Annotated in this window: 12 protein-coding genes; 2 read left to right on the forward strand and 10 right to left on the reverse strand. The window is 65.1% G+C overall.

Going from position 1 to position 15,546, the window contains the following annotated elements:
• Window positions 1–87 precede the first annotated feature (87 nt).
• On the forward strand, window positions 88–1,017 hold the full coding sequence (locus tag CEJ45_RS18735) for an amidohydrolase family protein (RefSeq protein WP_088756547.1): 930 nt from the start codon (window positions 88–90) through the stop codon (window positions 1,015–1,017).
• Between the two features lie 69 nt (window positions 1,018–1,086).
• Here CEJ45_RS18735 and CEJ45_RS18740 read toward each other — a convergent pair whose 3' ends face one another.
• From CEJ45_RS18740 to CEJ45_RS18765, 6 genes are all read right to left on the reverse strand, one after another.
• A complete protein-coding gene (locus tag CEJ45_RS18740) occupies window positions 1,087–2,409 on the reverse strand; it encodes an MFS transporter (protein WP_088756548.1) in 1,323 nt (440 codons plus the stop codon).
• A gap of 61 nt (window positions 2,410–2,470) precedes the next feature.
• A complete protein-coding gene (locus tag CEJ45_RS18745; protein ID WP_088756549.1) occupies window positions 2,471–3,412 on the reverse strand; it encodes a hydroxyacid dehydrogenase in 942 nt (313 codons plus the stop codon).
• Complete coding sequence (locus CEJ45_RS18750; protein ID WP_088756550.1) at window positions 3,409–4,098, reverse strand: RraA family protein; 690 nt, start codon at window positions 4,096–4,098, stop codon at window positions 3,409–3,411. Before CEJ45_RS18750 ends, CEJ45_RS18745 begins: the two co-directional genes overlap by 4 nt.
• Before the next feature lie 39 nt (window positions 4,099–4,137).
• Window positions 4,138–5,058 carry an SMP-30/gluconolactonase/LRE family protein gene (locus CEJ45_RS18755; protein WP_088756551.1) on the reverse strand — a complete coding sequence of 307 codons (921 nt, stop codon included), beginning with the start codon at window positions 5,056–5,058 and terminating at the stop codon, window positions 4,138–4,140.
• Window positions 5,055–6,404, reverse strand: a complete 1,350-nt coding sequence (locus CEJ45_RS18760) for an MFS transporter (RefSeq protein ID WP_088756552.1) — start codon at window positions 6,402–6,404, stop codon at window positions 5,055–5,057. Before CEJ45_RS18760 ends, CEJ45_RS18755 begins: the two co-directional genes overlap by 4 nt.
• An 11-nt stretch (window positions 6,405–6,415) precedes the next feature.
• Entirely contained in the window at window positions 6,416–7,363 is a 948-nt protein-coding gene (locus tag CEJ45_RS18765) for an amidohydrolase family protein (protein WP_088756553.1), read from the reverse strand.
• A 127-nt stretch (window positions 7,364–7,490) separates the two neighbouring features.
• On the opposite strand from CEJ45_RS18765, the gene CEJ45_RS18770 reads away from it, so the two are divergent.
• Window positions 7,491–8,372, forward strand: coding sequence for a LysR family transcriptional regulator (locus tag CEJ45_RS18770; protein ID WP_088756554.1), 882 nt, complete (start codon window positions 7,491–7,493; stop codon window positions 8,370–8,372).
• Between the two features lie 85 nt (window positions 8,373–8,457).
• Here CEJ45_RS18770 and CEJ45_RS18775 read toward each other — a convergent pair whose 3' ends face one another.
• The 4 genes from CEJ45_RS18775 to CEJ45_RS18790 form a co-directional block, all read right to left on the reverse strand.
• On the reverse strand, window positions 8,458–8,865 hold the full coding sequence (locus tag CEJ45_RS18775) for a DUF2000 family protein (RefSeq protein WP_088756555.1): 408 nt from the start codon (window positions 8,863–8,865) through the stop codon (window positions 8,458–8,460).
• Window positions 8,866–8,913: 48 nt separating this feature from the next.
• Entirely contained in the window at window positions 8,914–9,789 is an 876-nt protein-coding gene (locus CEJ45_RS18780) for an AraC family transcriptional regulator (protein ID WP_088756556.1), read from the reverse strand.
• Window positions 9,790–9,846: 57 nt separating this feature from the next.
• Window positions 9,847–10,269 (reverse strand): response regulator transcription factor, encoded by a 423-nt coding sequence (locus CEJ45_RS18785; RefSeq protein ID WP_088756557.1) that lies wholly within the window; start codon window positions 10,267–10,269, stop codon window positions 9,847–9,849.
• A 73-nt stretch (window positions 10,270–10,342) separates the two neighbouring features.
• A complete protein-coding gene (locus CEJ45_RS18790) occupies window positions 10,343–15,478 on the reverse strand; it encodes a trifunctional serine/threonine-protein kinase/ATP-binding protein/sensor histidine kinase (RefSeq protein WP_088756558.1) in 5,136 nt (1,711 codons plus the stop codon).
• Between the last annotated feature and the right edge of the window lie 68 nt (window positions 15,479–15,546).

Consider the following 15,546-nt stretch of genomic DNA (forward strand, 5'->3'; position numbering starts at 1 on the left):
CCCGTAGCTAGACTCCGCAAGCGGACGTTGACGGCACCACGCATCAGCTGCGTCAGGCGTCCCGACAACAACAACGCAAGGAGACCCATGGTCAACAGAAGACAATTCCTGGCCGGCAGCCTGCTCGCCTGTACCGCAGCGCGCTCGGCCATCGCCCAATCCATTCCCAACTCCGCCGGCGACCAGCCACCCCGGCTCAAGGCGCCAGCACTGGCCTGTGACAGCCATCACCATATCTATGACGCACGCTTCCCGGTCTCGCCGCATTGGCGCGGTGGCCGCCCGGACGGCGCCACGGTGGCCGATTACCGGCGCCTCATGGCCAAGCTCGGCATCGCCCGCAACGTGGTGGTCCAGCCCTCCACCTATGGCAGCGACAACCGCTGCCTGCTCGATGCACTCACCCAGTTCGGCGCACAGGCACGCGGTATCGTGGTCATCGACGATGACGTCGAACTGGCGCAATTGAAGGAAATGGATCAGTTGGGTGTGCGCGGCGTGCGGGTCAACTTCCTCTCGCCGCAAAGCTGGGGCATCACGACCGTGGACCGCTTGCTGCGCACGGCAAAGCGCATCGCGCCGCTGGGCTGGCATGTGCAGGTGCTGATGTCGGGCGCACAGATCGCCGAGCATGAAGCCGTGCTGGCCGGCCTGCCCACCCCGGTGGTGATCGACCACCTGGGCCGCATCCCCCAGCCACAAGGACTGGATCATCCGGGCGCCCAAGCCATCCTGCGCCTGCTGGCGCGGGGCAACACCTGGATCAAGCTCTCCGAGCCCTATGCCGATACCCTGCAGGGGCCGCCCGGTTATCCCGATACCAGCCTGCTGGCGCGCGCCTACCTGCAAGCCGCCCCGCAGCGCACGCTGTGGGGCAGCGACTGGCCGCATCCCACCGAAAAGATCAAGCCGGATGATGCCGTGCTGTTCGACCTGCTGGCCGCCTGGGCGCCCGATCCGGCGCTGCGCCACCAGGTCCTGGTGAGCAATCCGGCCAGCTTGTTCGGTTTCTCCTGAAACCGCGACTGGCCATGCAAAAGAGCCGCCTGCGCAAGCAAGGCGGCTCTTTCGTCATCACGCTTGTGCTCAGCGCACAGCTTCCTTCAGCGCGCCAGTAGCAGCCACGCGTGACTTGCGCGACAGCACCAGCAGGATGACCACGCTCACGACCGACAAACCCACCAGCGGCAACAAGGCCATGGCATAGCTGCCGGTGGCGTCCTTGATCCAGCCGTAGGCGTTGACCATCAGGCCACCGCCGATCAGGTTGGAGACGGCATTGATTCCCGCCAGGCCGGCAGCGGCCGAACCCGTGGCCAGCCAGGTCGAGGCCATGGCCCAGAACGGTCCCTTGAACGAATAGGCGCCAATCAATACCATCGTCAGCAGCAACACCACCGGGGCCAGCGTGTTGGCCAGCGACGCCAGCGCCAGGCCGCCACCGATGAGGATCAGCGGAATGGCGGTATGCCAGCGGCGCTCGCCGGTACGGTCGGAATGGCGACCCCACCACACCATCAGCACCGAGGCCACCAGGTAGGGAATCGAATTGACCAGGCCGGTCTGCATCACCGTCAGCCCGAAGGACTTGAGCAACTGCGGCTGCCACACGTTCAACACCGAACCGGCGGCCGACGCGCAGGCGCACACCAGGGCCATGCCCCACACATGCGGCTGGCTGAACAGCTTCCACAGGGGAATGTGCTGCTTGGCGGTGCGGCTGGCGGCTTCCTTGTCCATGGTGGTGACCAGCCACTGGCGCTGCGCATCATTGAGCCAGCGCGCCTGATCGGGGCGATCCGTCAGGAAGAACAGGCAGACCACGCCCAGCAACACGGTCGGCAACCCTTCCAGCAGGAACAGCCAGTGCCAGCCGCGCAGTCCACCGATGCCATCCATCTGCAGCAGCAGTGCCGACACCGGCGAAGCCACGAAGCTGGCCGCCGGGATCGCCACCATGAACAGCGCCACGATGCGGGCACGATAAGCCGATGGCACCCAATAGGTCAGGTACAGCACCACGCCGGGGAAGAATCCGGCCTCCGCTGCGCCCAGGATGAAGCGCACGAAATACAGCGAAGTCGGCCCCTGCACGAAGGCCGTACAGGCCGAGATCAGGCCCCAGGTGACCATGATGCGGGCCAGCCACTTGCGTGCGCCGAATTTCTGCAGTGCCAGGTTGCTGGGTACTTCAAAAATGAAATACGCGATGAAGAAAAGGCTGCTGGCAAAGCCGAACATCTTGGGCGAGAGCCCGATATCCTGGTTCATCTGCAAGGCCGCCATGCCGATGTTGCCGCGGTCGATGAAGGCAAACAGGTAGCACAGCATCAGGAAGGGCAGCAAGCGCCAGGTCACCTTGCGCACGGTCTCTTGTTCGAGCCGCTTGTCGTCTTGGATGGTCTCCATGTCTCTCTCTCGGAAGTCGGGTGCCGCCTGTGTCGGCGGCTGGCCCGTCAGTCATTATGAATTAGCCGGTGACGGTCTGTTCGTTCAATACCGCCAGGACATTGCTGGCCGCTCCGGTGCCCATGGCGACGTAGGCGTCGGCCGTCACGCCGCCGATATGCGGGCTCAGGATGGCGTTGCTGACGTCCTGCAGCGGATGCGGCGCGGTGAAGGGCTCCTTCTCGAAGCTGTCCAGGCCGGCCGCGCGCAGCTTGCCCGACGCCAGTGCCGCAATCAGCGCCGCTTCATCGACCAGCCCGCCACGCGCGGTGTTGACCAGGATGGCGCCATCCTTCATGCGGGCCAGCGATTGCGCGTTGATCATGTGCTTGTTGTCTGCCGTCAGCGGGCAATGCAGCGAGACCACGTCGGATTGCGCAAACAGCGTATCGAGATCGACCAGCCGCACGCCTTGCGGGGCTTCCTTTGCATACGGATCATAGGCCAGCACGGGCATCTCCAGGGCGGCCGCCACAGCGGCCACGCGACGCGCGATGGCGCCGATGCCCACCAGGCCCAGCGTGCGTCCGCGCAGCTCCAGGCTCTTGTGGGTGGACTTGTCCCAGTGGCCTTCACGCATGCGCTGGTCCAGTCCGACCACGCTCTTGGCGCAGGCCATGATGAGTGCCCAGGTATGCTCGGCCACCGCCGGCGCATTCGCACCGGCGGCAGCCTTGACGACAATGCCGCGCACCTTGGCGGCTTCGGTGTCGATGGAGTCGATGCCGGTGCCGTGCTTGGAAATCACCCGCAGGCCAGGGGCCGCATCCATCACGCGCGCGCTCACGCCGCCGTAGCGCACGATGATGGCCACCGGCTGATGTTGCTGCACCAGGCTGACCATGTCATCCTCGGTCGGCTTGGCGCCGGCATAGACCAGCTGAAAGTCACGCAGGATTTCAACCGCCTGCAGTGCCAGGTCGACACCGGTGACGATCACCACTTCCTTCTTGACGGCGCTCACAGCGATTCTCCTTCGGCCAGCACGCCACCCTTGCGCAGGGCGCCTTCCAGCCAGGTCGGACGCAGCGGGCCGCCACCACGGATTTCGGTCAGGCGCTTGGTTTCATCGGCGACCTTCTTGGCAGCCGCCGCCAGCAGCGAAGCGGCTTTCTCGCGCTCGACCACCACCACGCCATCGGCATCACCCACGATCAGGTCACCCGGCTGCACGGCAGTGCCGCCCACCGAGACCGGCCAGTTCACGCGGCCGGCGATGTTCTTGGTCGGGCCGTTCGGATTGGCGCCCACGGCATAGACCGGGAAACCGATGGCGCGGATGGCTTCGGTATCGCGCACCGAACCATAGATGATGATGCCGGCCAGGCCGCTGGCCTTGCATTGCGATACCATGATCTCGCCCATCAGCGCGCAGGTCTCATCACCCTTGCCATCGATGACCAGCACGTCACCCGGCTTGGCGATGGCCATGGCGGCATGGATCATCAGGTTGTCGCCGGGACGCACTTCGACCGTCACGGCCGGACCGGCCACGCGCATGGAGGGCGACAGCGGTGCCACGCGGCTGCACAGGGTACCGCGACGACCGGCCACGTCGGCCAGGATGGAGGCCGGGAACTCTGCGGCCTGGGCCACGATGGAAGCGTCGACGCGTTCGATGTCGCGGATGAAATCAGGTTGGGTGCTCATGGGGATCCTTTGATTGAAAATGAAGTCAGGGGACCACGCTCAAGCGTGGGAATACATGGGCAGGCCGGCCACCGGCACGTCGGCGCGCAGGATGGATCCGGTCTGGGATTCGGTGATGAAGAGGCTCTTGCCGTCGGCTCCGCCAAAGGCCAGGTTGGTGGTCGAGATGCCGGCCGTGGAGCGGATGCGCAGCAAGGGCTCGGCAAACTTCGACAGACGCCAGATGGAGCCGAAGCCGGTGTGGGCGATGTAGAGGCAGCTCTCGGCATCCAGCGCCAGGCCATCGGGACCGGCCATGCCGCCGTGCAGGTTGGCGAACACGCCGACTTTGCCGACCACGCCGTTGTGATGCAGCGGGATGCGCCAGATCTGCTGCGCCCGCGTGACCGCCACCAGCAGGTGGTTCAGGGCCGGGTCGTAGACGATGCCATTGGGACTGGGGATGGTGTTGATGAGGCAGGTCAGCTGGCCGTCGGGCGACAACCGATACACGCGCCCGGTGGCATCCTGCAGGCCGGTCTGGCCCTGGTCGGTGAAATAGATCTCGCCCTTGGGCCCGAACACCAGGTCATTGACGCCCTTGAAACCTTCCGAACCGACCGTCTCCAGCAGTGGCGTGACGGTCCCGGTATCGGGATCGAGCTGCACCAGGCCGCGCTTGTAGTCGGTGATGACGATGCGGCCGCTCTTGTCGATTTTCAGTCCGTTGGGCCAGCCGTCGTATTCGGTGACCAGTTCCCATTGGCCATCCATGGTGATGCGGAAGATGCGGCCATAGGGAATGTCGGTGACGTACAGGCGGCCCTGGCGGTCGAAGGACGGCCCTTCGAGGAAGGAATCGATGGGCAGGCCGCCCCGGTTGGCATCGCCCCAGGCGTTCTTGCGGGGGGACCGGAAATGATCGGGCAAGCGGGTGAAAACGCTGGCCTCGACCGTGGGAGGCGGGGCAAAGAAGCTCATGCTGTTTCCTTGGAGGTGGAAGGGGCACGGGACGGATCACCCAGTGCCAGCGTGATGACGGCACCCAGCAGCAAGGCACCGGCCACGAAGATCAACGGATAGGTAAAGCCCTGGGTGGTTTCGCGGATGAAGCCGATCACCGAAGGACCGACAAAGCCGCCCAGGTTGCCGATGGAGACGATCAGCGCCAGGCCGCCGGCGGCTGCGCGTCCCGTCAGGAAGCCCGACGGGAAGGCCCAGAAGGTCGCCTGGAACGACAGGATGGACGCCACCGCAATGGTGATGGCCAGCATCTTCAGCAGCGGCGTATGCAGGAAGGCCGAGATCGCCAGCGACAGCGCCGCCAGCACGATGGCCCCTGCCACGAAGAACAGGCGGCGCTCGCTGCGATTGGCCAGGCGCGCCCACAGCGTCATGGCCACCGCGCCAACCAGGTAGGGAATGGCCGCGACCAGGCCGACCTGGTGCGAGGGCAGGCCGAATTCACGGATGATCTGCGGCAGCCACAAGCCAATGCTGAGCGAACCGAGGATGCCGCAGAAGTTGGCACCGGCCAGCGCGAAGACGCGCCAGTTGGTGAAGGCATCCTTCAACTTGTTGCCATGGCGGGCGGCCAGCACGTTCTGCTCGGTGGACAACTCGTTTTCCAGCCACTGCTTTTCAGAAGGCGTGAGCCAGGCGGCCTTGGACGGACGATCCGGCAGCAGGAACAGGCACAGCACGCCCAGCAGCACGGCCGGCAATGCCTCCAGCAGCAGCAATACCTGCCAGCCCTTGAAGCCCCACATGCCGTGCAATTCCATGAGCGCGCCCGACAGCGGCGAACCGATGATGTTGGCCACCGGGATGCCAATCAGGAAGAAGGCCGTGGCCTTGCCGCGCCAGGCACCTGGGAACCACTGCGTGAAATACAGGTAGATGCCCGGCGTGAAACCGGCCTCGGCCATGCCCAGCAGGAAGCGCGCCAGTGCAAAGCTCTTGGGGCCGACCACGAAGGCGGTGGCCATCGAGATCACGCCCCAGGAAATCATGATGCGCGAAATCCACATGCGCGCGCCGAAGCGATGCAGCGCCAGGTTGCTGGGGATCTCGAAGAAGAAATAACCAATGAAGAACAAGCCCGCACCCAGCCCGAACTGCGAGGGTGTCAGGCCCAGGTCCTTGTTCATGGTCAGCGCGGCGAAGCCGACGTTGATGCGGTCCAGGTAGCTGACCACGTAACACAGCAGGATGAAGGGGATGAGGCGGCGCATCACCTTCTTCATCGTGGCTTCTTCGCTGACGGCGGCGGTCGCGCCCGCTGCGGCGGTGGCTTGCGCCATGGGTTGGGTGGAAACCTGCGACATGGTGCTCTCCGTCAGAATTGGTAAAGGCGGGCGGGGTTGTCGACCAGCACGGTGCGCAGCATCGCGTCGGACCCCAGCCACGTTGTCATGACATCGAGCAGGCGCGCATCATCGGGCTTGTGCTGCTCGGTCGGATGCGGCCAGTCGCTGCCCCACACGAGTTGCGACGGCGCTGTCTGCACCAGGGTGCGGGCCAGCGGCGCGACGTCCTCGTAGTCGGGCGCGCCGCGCTTGCTGTAAAGGTAGGCGCCGGAGAGCTTGACGCTGGCACGCTGCTGGCGCATCAGTGTGGTCACGAAATCGAAGACCGGATGTCCCGGACCAGCCTGCAGCGGGATGCGCGCAAAGTGATCGAAGACCAGCGGCACCGGCAATGCCGAGAGCAGCGTGCGATTGGCCAGCAGCACTTCATTGGGCATGTTGACCTGGAGATGCCAGCCCAGCGCTGCCACGCGGCGCGCCAGGGGCTCCATCATCTCCACGGTGGTGACCGACCCCAGCGCCAGGTTGAAGCGCAATCCGCGCACGCCGGCCTGGTGCAGGCGCTGCAGCTCGGAGTCGCTGACCTGGTCATTGACCACCGCCACGCCGCGGGCAGTCGCGCCCAGTTGCGCCAGCGCATCGAAGGTGCAGCTGTTGTCCACGCCGTAGGCCGAGGGTGTCACCACGACGTTGCGCGTCGTGCCCAGGCGCTGCTGCAGGCGGCGATACATGGGCACGGTAGCCGGTGCATGCAGCAGCTTGGCTCCCGGTGCCCACGCGAAACGCGGGTCATAGATGTGCATGTGGCAATCACAAGCGTCGGCAGGCAGGCGGCTGGCGGCGCGTTGCGTGCCGGCAGAATGGTCATAGGGCTCGGTTTGCGCCAGCACCAGCGGCAGCTGGGCGACGGCGCCGAGGCCGAGCGCGATCTGCGTACTACGCCGCAGGAAAGCGCGCCGGGAAGGCAGGTTTTGCATCGTGCTGGTCTCCATGTTGTCGTCGCCGCAAGGGGCGAGGGTTCTTGTTTGGAGGGCAGTCTACGTGCGGGGATATTTAATGTATATTTGCTTTTATTTTATTATCCATAACTTCCAGGAATGAATCATGGACTTCCGCGATCTCAAGTATTTCGCCGTCATTGCCGAGGAAGGGCACGTGGGGCGGGCGGCCGAGCGGCTCTTCAAGACGCAGCCGGCGCTGACCAAGTGCATTGATCGCCTGGAAGAACAACTGGGGGCACCGCTGTTCGAACGAGTGGGTCGCGGCATTCGCCTGACCCCGGTGGGCGAGGCCCTGCTGCACCGCGCACGGCGCATCAGCCTGATGATGGATGAGACCGCGCGCGAGATCGGCGACTATGCGCACGGGCGTGAAGGGAACATCCGCCTGGGCTGCATCCCGACCCTGGCCGAACACATCCTGCCGGGCATCTGCCAGCAGTTGCTGGCCGAGGCGGAGAAGGTCACGATCGATCTCAAGGTATCGATGAACGATGCCCTGCTGGAAGGCTTGAAGGCGGGGGAACTGGATGTGGTGCTGGGGCCGATGATCCAGGATGACGAGCTGTTCCATACCGAAGAGATCATGCGCGACGAGATGGTCGTCATGGCCAGCCCCAATCACCCCATCTTCGACCGCAAGATCCGGCTGCGGCATCTGCTGGAGTATCAATGGGTGCTGCCTGCGCAATCGGTATTGAGCCGGCAATGGCTGGACAACGTGTTCGACCGCCATCACCTGTCCCGGCCCACGGTGCAGATCACCCCGACCGTGCTGAACATGATCATGCCGCTCATCGAGCGCAGCAACCTGCTCGGCTTTGCCTCCAAGCTGAACCTGCTGGCCGGGCGTGGTCACCTGCGCGAAGTGGTCTTGAAGGAAACCACCATGCTGCGCCGGATGGGATTGAGCTACCGGCGCGATACCTATCTCTCGCCGGCGGCGCTGAGGCTGATCAAGATCATTCGCGGGACCTCGCTGGACTAGCGAAAGAGGTTCCAATGCAGCCTGGCGAGCCGGTTTGCGCTGACCAGGCAAACTATTTGCAGCGCAGATCCGACATGGCACTGCCTCAAGGATGCAGCGCCAAACCCTTGGTGGCCTTCTCTACCCCTTTCTTCGGGCCGCGCAAGGCGATGCCTACCAGGTCCATATTCTCCGCATCTTCTGCCAGGAAGACCTGGCGGTTGGCCTCGTCGTGCCCGGTGGCAAACATGGGAAACACATAGGCAGCCATCGTCAGCTCGCGCGCCAGCCCGGTGCGATGGGCTGCCTGCAGTCCGGCGAGGTCGGCCTCGAAGATCAGGATGGGCTGGCCGCACAGGCTGGCATAACGCTGGCCGCTGGCGTCCACGTAGGGCGCGCCCAGCGACTCCGGCGCAGCGGCGGCGATGCCGGTGGCGAGGAAGGCGGTGACGTTCAGGCGCTGCCACATGGGCAGGTCATTGCGCACCAGGATGGCAATTTTGGTATCGAACATGCGGATTTCCTTGAGGACTCTTGATCCGCCTCATCTTAGGAAACCGCCTCAGCTCCCGGCTAGAACGTTTGTGCAGGCACGGCGATAGGCCGCCGGCGTGATGCGGTAGGCGCGCCGGAACCAGCGCCCCAGGTGGCTCTGGTCGGCAAACCCGGTATCGGCCGCCACCTGCGCCGGATCCGCACCCCTGGCCAGCAGGCGGCGCGCGACGCGCAGGCGCAGTTGCACCAGGTAGGCATGGGGCGAACTGCCGAAGGCCGCACTGAACTGGCGCGTCAGGCGAAAACGATCCAGACCGGAACAAGCCACCAGGTCCTCCAGGCTGAGGTCCTCGGCCAGCTTCGCGTGCATCAGTTCGCGCGCCCGTTGGAGCGCGGGAGAAGCGGTGGCACTGCGCTGCCTGCCGGGTTCGCGGATCCTGCCCGCCAGCAAGACCAGCATGCGGTCCAGCGACTCGTCCCGCGCCAGCCGCCCTTCACGCTGGTGCAAGGCCAGGAAGGCGCGGTGGATGGCCTGGGCCAGGGGGGCGTCATCATGCAGGGTCTGGTCGAAGGCGGCAAAGCGCGACACGGCGGGCAACTGCAGATGCTCGGCCATGGCGGCCAGCCAGGGCTGCGGGAGGTAGAGCATGGCGTAAGTGAAACCGCTCTCGTGGGGCGCATGGCCGTCATGGATGGCGCCCGGTTCGATGAGGATGGACTTGCCAGGCGTGCTCACATGCAAGGCGCGTCCACAGCGAAAGCGCTGCACGCCCTGCAAGGTGACGCCGACCAGCATCTCGTCGTGCGCATGCGGATCGTAGGCGTGGCCGGAAAAGTGCGCGCTGATGCTCTCGATGCCACTCTCGTCATCACGACGCAGGTCGACCCATTCCCGCCGTGGGAGGGCAGACGAGCTGGCAGGGTCTGGGGACGGGTTCTCCATCCAGCGATTCTAGCCTCAGTACCCGCCTGTTGCTGGCTGGTACAGGAGTCGCCGACTTCAGCGCCCCCCCGCGCCGCGCGCTGCCAGTACCTTCTCCACCAGTTCGAGCAGGGCTTCGTCGCTGAAAGGCTTGTCCAGCAAGGCTTGCGCACCGAGGGCGATGGCACTGCTGCGCATGGCCTCGTCGGCATGCCCGGAAATGAAGATCACCGGGACACTCTTGCCGGACTCGGTCAGGGCTTCGTAGAGCTGGAAACCGGACATGCGTTTCATCTTGACATCACTGATGAGGCAGACGCAGGTGTCAACGAACTCCGACTCCAGGAATTCTTTCCCTCCGGAAAAACTGTGCGCGTCAAAGTCCATCGAATGCAGCAACGTGGTCACCGACCAGCGCACTGATTCATCATCATCGACGACACACAGCGGGCCGCGGCAATCGATGATCTTGACGTCGGCCCATTCAGATTTCACGTTCATGCCTCATGATAAAGCCCTCGCCCGCACTCGCCATTCACCTTAGGTATAACTTGCCGCACATGGCCCTGCTGGCCTATACCGGTGGGCGGGAACGCGCCAACGGCAGGGCCATCACGAACAACGCCCCGCCGCCAGGACGATTTCCCGCAGCAAGACTTCCGCCATGCGCCTCGCTGATGCTGCGGCAGATCGCCAGGCCCATGCCCAGTCCGCTCTCCTTGGTGGTGTAGAAAGGTTCGAAGATCCTTTCCGCCTGCTCGCCGCCGAGCCCTGGGCCACTGTCGGCAATCTGCAGTTGCACCTGCTGCCCGGTCCCATGGGTGCTGATCTCCAGCTTGCGCGGATGGCCGGGCGGCTGTTCGCTCATGGCTTCGCTGGCATTCTTGAGCAAATTCAGGATCACCTGCTGCAATTGCACCTTGTCTCCCTCGACCGCCAGGCGCGGCTCCAATGCCAGCGTGATATCGATCTCGCGGGCGCTGATGTCCTCCGCCAGCAAACCGGCCACTTCCGAGACCAGCTCGGTCATGTCGATGGTGTCCAGCTCTGCCGGCGCTTGCCGCGCCAGGCCACGCAAGGCGCGAATGATCCCGGCCGCGCGCAGCCCCTCCTTGCGCACCCGCTGCAAGCCATCCTGCGCGCGCTCGATATCGGGTGTGGCACGGTTGAGCCACCGCAGCGTGGCTTCGGCCGAGGTCACGATGGCACCCAATGGCTGGTTGATCTCATGGGCGATGGACGCCGCCAGGTTGGCCAGCACGGTCAGGTGCGCATTCTCGACCAGTTCGGTACGGGCCGCATGCAGGCTGCGTTCGGCTGCGCCACGGGCATCGCTCTCGGCAATGAGTTGCTCATAGAGCCGGGCCGATTCCAGGGCGACCGCCATCTGCGGTGCCATCAATTCCAGGCGCGTAAGGCGCGCGGCATGAAATACGCCGGGCGCCAGGTTGTTTTCGAGATAAAGCACCCCCAGCAGTTCGCCCCCGCGCAGCAGCGGCAGGCACAGCACCGAACGCAAGGCAGCCGCGTCCTCCCGCTGCAGGCGCATGGAAACCGCATCAGACTGGGCATCATGCAGGCTGACCGCCTGCCGGGTACGGATCACCCGGTTCAGCAAGGGCAAGGGAATCACGCCCTGGGTGGGCTCCACCAGGGCCACCGAAGTCTGGATGCGCTGCTCAACCAGTCGCGAGGAGGCCTCGATCATCGGCCCGGCCTGGGTCATGCGCACCAGCACGCCATATTGGGCAGCAGCATGTTGCAGGAACTCGCCCATCATGGTCTCCACCAGCTTTTCCCTGACGGATTCACGCGAGAGCGCCTGGGCCGCGCGCAACTCCAGCTGCCAGGCAGTGCCCGGCTGTGCTTGCGCCTGCGCGCCGGTATCGCCTTGCAGCCACGCCTCGTCGGCTACCACCTCCTGAGCACGGATGGCAGCGGCCTTGCTGGCGGCGCCCCAGCGCTGGTAGGCGGCACGGGCCAGGCGTTCGTGCTGGACCGCGGCGACGTCCAGCGACTGGCGGCGACACAGCTCGGCCGCCAGTTCGTGCGCCAGCGCCTGCTCGTGCGGGAAACCTGCCGCATGGGCGGTGCGCGCAGACTGCTCGAAATGCATCAGCGCCTGCAGGGGCTGTCCCTCCAGGCGCGCCAGCTCTCCCTGCAGCAACAGGAGCTTGTTGTGGAAGGTATGCCGATTGGTGCCGGCCCACACCGCGAAACGCTCGCATTGCGTGCGCAGCAGCGTCATGACCGCCTGTTGCGCCTGGGCACCGGATGCGTGACTGCGCGCCACTGCCAGGGCGTGGAAGAGATGACAGTCCGCAATATTGATGTGTGCAGGAATGGCCCGGATGAAGGTGAGCGAACGTTCCAGCAGCGTATGCGCCAGCGCCCATTGCTGCCGGTAACCGGCCAGCATGCCGGCATACAGCCAGATCCAGAAACGCGTGGCCAGTGAGCCGGCACGCGCGGCGCGATCTTCGCAGCGGGCCAGCCATGCCTGTGCATCTTGCGGCTCAGCCGGCGGCGGCCCCTTCATCAGTTGCACGGCAAATTCCTGCTGCGACAGGATCAGCAATTCGATATCGAGATAGCCGATGGAACGCGTCAGCGCCAGTCCCTGCTCGGCAGCTTCGTCCACCAGCGGCAAGGCTTCGCCCATGGCCAGCATGTCGGAAACGATGTGGTTGCAGGCATAGCAGGCCATGCCGATATCACCGCAGGAGATGCCGCGCTGCCGCGCCTGCTGGGCGTATTCCAGCGCCACTTCCAGCGGCTGGGTCCAGGCCGCGATCTGATCCAGAGCCACCAGGGTAGCGATGCGGCCGGATTCGTAACCATGCTGATCCACCAGGGCCAGGGCCGCCAGCCCGAAGGCATGACCGTCTTCGAACAGGCCGTAGTGGTGCGCGCTGAAGACGCCGAACCAGGCCAATCCATAGGGCGAATCGACGGTCACACCATGGCGCAAGCTCAGTTCCACCAGCTTGGCCAGGTGGGTGAAGCTGAGGTCATCGGCAAAGAACACCGAAGACATCAAGGTCGACAGCAAGGACATGGCTGCGCAGACCTCCTCATCCTGGCACAGCGGCAAGTCAGCCAGCGAGGCAATCGGACGACCTCCCAATGCCTGCATGGCATCCTCATAGGCCTGCCGGACCTGGTGACGGTCAGGATCGCGCTGGAGCACGATACCGAGGATGCGCAATCCGGTCAGCGAAGCCTCGATGGCCTGTCCATAATCGGAGCGCAGGGTGTGCAGCACCGCCTCAAGCCGATACGCCGACGCGCGCGCAATCGGGGACACGGCGCGCGGCAACATCGCCTGGATGCGCTCGGCAGCCTGTGCCAGGGATACCTTGGCCACCAGCAGCTCGCATTCGATGAGCGCGGCCTCGTAGGCCAGCGCATGGTGATCCTGCCACCAGGTCTGGTCCATCATTGCCTGTGCGGCGCGTACGTAGTCGGCCGCGCGCTCCACCGCTGAGGCCTGCTGGGCCAGGCGCGCCGCCAGCAACAGGATGCGGGCGAAGGCGGGCCTTTCGATGGCCAGCAGATCGTCCAAGGCGATCTTCTCGATCTGGTTGCCGATCTCGTAGGCATGTGCTTGCCCGTCATCATCCCAGCAAGCGAGCATGCTGCGCGCCACGCGCGCATGCGCTGCGGATTTTTCCTCGGGCGGGGTCAGCGCATAAGCTGCCTCCAGCACACGGTCATGCTGGAATACGCAGGCCGCACCGTGGCGTGCGATCATGCCGCTGCTGCAAAGCTGGTCGATGGCTGCCAGGAATACGGCAGCCTCCAGGCCGCAGGCGCGTTCCAGCAAGACCATCTCGCTGCGGATACCGATGCAGCCGAATTGCTGAAGTACCAGGCGCGCAGGACCGGGCAGGCGGCTGATGCGCTGGATCATCAGGTCCACCACATGCTCGGCATGGCCCGCCAGCAGGCCCTTCTCTTCCAACCATCGCCAGCCTTCGCCGCCACCGACCAGCTCCAGCGCGCCATCGTCGATCCAGCTTTGGAGCAACTGGCGGGCGAAATAAGGATTGCCGCCCGATTTTTCATGCAGCACCTGTACCAGGCTGCCCAGTTGCTCACCGGACTGCGTCAGGGCGTCGTTGACAATATCGCCGAAGGCGCTGGCCGACAACGGTTCCACCGTCAGTTCGAGCAGGCGCAAGCGGCTATGGCGCCGGGCATGCAGGGCCTGCTGGCAGCGCTGCGAGAAACTTCCTTCATGGTCGCGGTAGGCGCCGACCAGCAAGACGTTGGCAGGCGGATCGGCGAAGAACTCATCGAGGAAGGACAGCGTGGCCTCATCGGCCCAATGCAGATCATCCAGCAACACCACCACGGGCTGGCCGCTTCGGGCGAAGGCCTCGACGCTGCGCACCAGGGCGCGCTCGGTACGGATCCGGCCCTGTGGGGTGAGGATGCCCAAGGCCGGAGAAGACGAACCCAGCAGGTGGCGCGCCTGCGGCACCAGCCCGGTGACCAGGCCGGCATTGCCGCTGACCAGGCCCTGCCAGCGCGCCGCCAGGTCGTCCACTGCGGACTGCTGCTGGCCAAGTGCGTCGACCACCAGCATGTGCACGGCCTGCGCGATCACCGCATAGGGAATGGCGCTGCCGAGCTGATCGCATTTTCCGGCACCGACGGCGGCGCCGCACTCGTGCGCGCGCTTGAGCAGCCAGCGGGCCAGCGCCGATTTGCCGATGCCGCCGCGCCCGCCGATCATCACAACTTCCGTGCCCCCCGTCTCGCATACCCGGTCCAGTGCCTGCTGCAACTTGTCCAGCTCCGGTTCGCGGCCATGCAGGCGCTCTGACCGGAAGTGCGCGGCCAAGGTAGCGGCGGCGTCGAGCTCGAAGGGGCTGATGAAGCCGCTGTCCAGGTATTCGCGCTGGCAACGCAGCAAATCCGTCAGCAGGGCCGTCACGGAGGAATAGCAGGCAGCAGCCGTCTTGGCCAGCAAACGTGCGACCAGCTGCTCCAGCGGTGCCGGAACATCGCTGCGCAGCGATGACAGCGGGCGCGGCTCGATGGCGCTGTGAACGTACTGCCAGTCGCTGACCTGCTCCTCCGGCCACGGCGCGGCAGCGGCCAGCAGGCGGAAAAACACCTGACCCAAGGCGTACAGGTCGTGATAGACACCGGCCTGGCCCTGCTGTGCGGGCTGATAAGGCAGGGCACGGGAAGACGCGATGAGCGATCCGTCTTCACCGCCCGCGCTGGCGCCGACCAATAGCATCTCGCCTGTCGCCGCATGATAGATGTGTTCCGTGCGCAGGTCCCCATGGAGCAATCCGGCCGCATGCCATTGCCCCAGCTTGCGGGCACAGGCAATGGCAATGACCAGGAAGTCCGCCAGCGGCAGGGGGGCAAGTCCGGCTTGCAGACAGGGATTCGTCCCCGAGGCCGGAAACAGCAGAATCAGCGCATCGCTCTCCCACACCGCTCGCGGGGCCTGGTCCGGGCAGGCCGATGCGATCCTGCGTCCGAACCGCATCTCGCGTTGTAGCCGCGCGTGCGCCTGGACATGCGACAGCGCAGCGCGACGGGCGATCCAGGAATCACCCCCGACGGGGTCCTTCAGCCATAGTGTGTCGATGCCTTCATCGCTGTCCAGCAGTTGCGCTGCACAGGATGAGATCCGGCAGGTTTCCGGAGAGGTGACGAAAGGGGCGCTGCGGGCGGCATCGGGCATCGGCGTGATCGGGTCGGAAATCGGGTAGCGAAGCAGAGGTAACGGCGGCAATGACTTGCCCCGACATT

Origin of the sequence: Herbaspirillum aquaticum, assembly GCF_002213425.1 — a bacterium.
Lineage (GTDB): Bacteria > Pseudomonadota > Gammaproteobacteria > Burkholderiales > Burkholderiaceae_D > Herbaspirillum > Herbaspirillum aquaticum.

Coding starts and splice junctions, on each gene's coding strand:
- CEJ45_RS18740 (WP_088756548.1), bottom strand. CDS start 2,409: ATGGAGACCATCCAAGACGACAAGCGGCTCGAACAAGAGACCGTGCGC.
- CEJ45_RS18755 (WP_088756551.1), bottom strand. CDS start 5,058: ATGAGCTTCTTTGCCCCGCCTCCCACGGTCGAGGCCAGCGTTTTCACC.
- CEJ45_RS18775 (WP_088756555.1), bottom strand. CDS start 8,865: ATGTTCGATACCAAAATTGCCATCCTGGTGCGCAATGACCTGCCCATG.
- CEJ45_RS18750 (WP_088756550.1), bottom strand. CDS start 4,098: ATGAGCACCCAACCTGATTTCATCCGCGACATCGAACGCGTCGACGCT.
- CEJ45_RS18770 (WP_088756554.1), top strand. CDS start 7,491: ATGGACTTCCGCGATCTCAAGTATTTCGCCGTCATTGCCGAGGAAGGG.
- CEJ45_RS18760 (WP_088756552.1), bottom strand. CDS start 6,404: ATGTCGCAGGTTTCCACCCAACCCATGGCGCAAGCCACCGCCGCAGCG.
- CEJ45_RS18790 (WP_088756558.1), bottom strand. CDS start 15,478: ATGCCCGATGCCGCCCGCAGCGCCCCTTTCGTCACCTCTCCGGAAACC.
- CEJ45_RS18765 (WP_088756553.1), bottom strand. CDS start 7,363: ATGCAAAACCTGCCTTCCCGGCGCGCTTTCCTGCGGCGTAGTACGCAG.
- CEJ45_RS18735 (WP_088756547.1), top strand. CDS start 88: ATGGTCAACAGAAGACAATTCCTGGCCGGCAGCCTGCTCGCCTGTACC.
- CEJ45_RS18785 (WP_088756557.1), bottom strand. CDS start 10,269: ATGAACGTGAAATCTGAATGGGCCGACGTCAAGATCATCGATTGCCGC.
- CEJ45_RS18780 (WP_088756556.1), bottom strand. CDS start 9,789: ATGGAGAACCCGTCCCCAGACCCTGCCAGCTCGTCTGCCCTCCCACGG.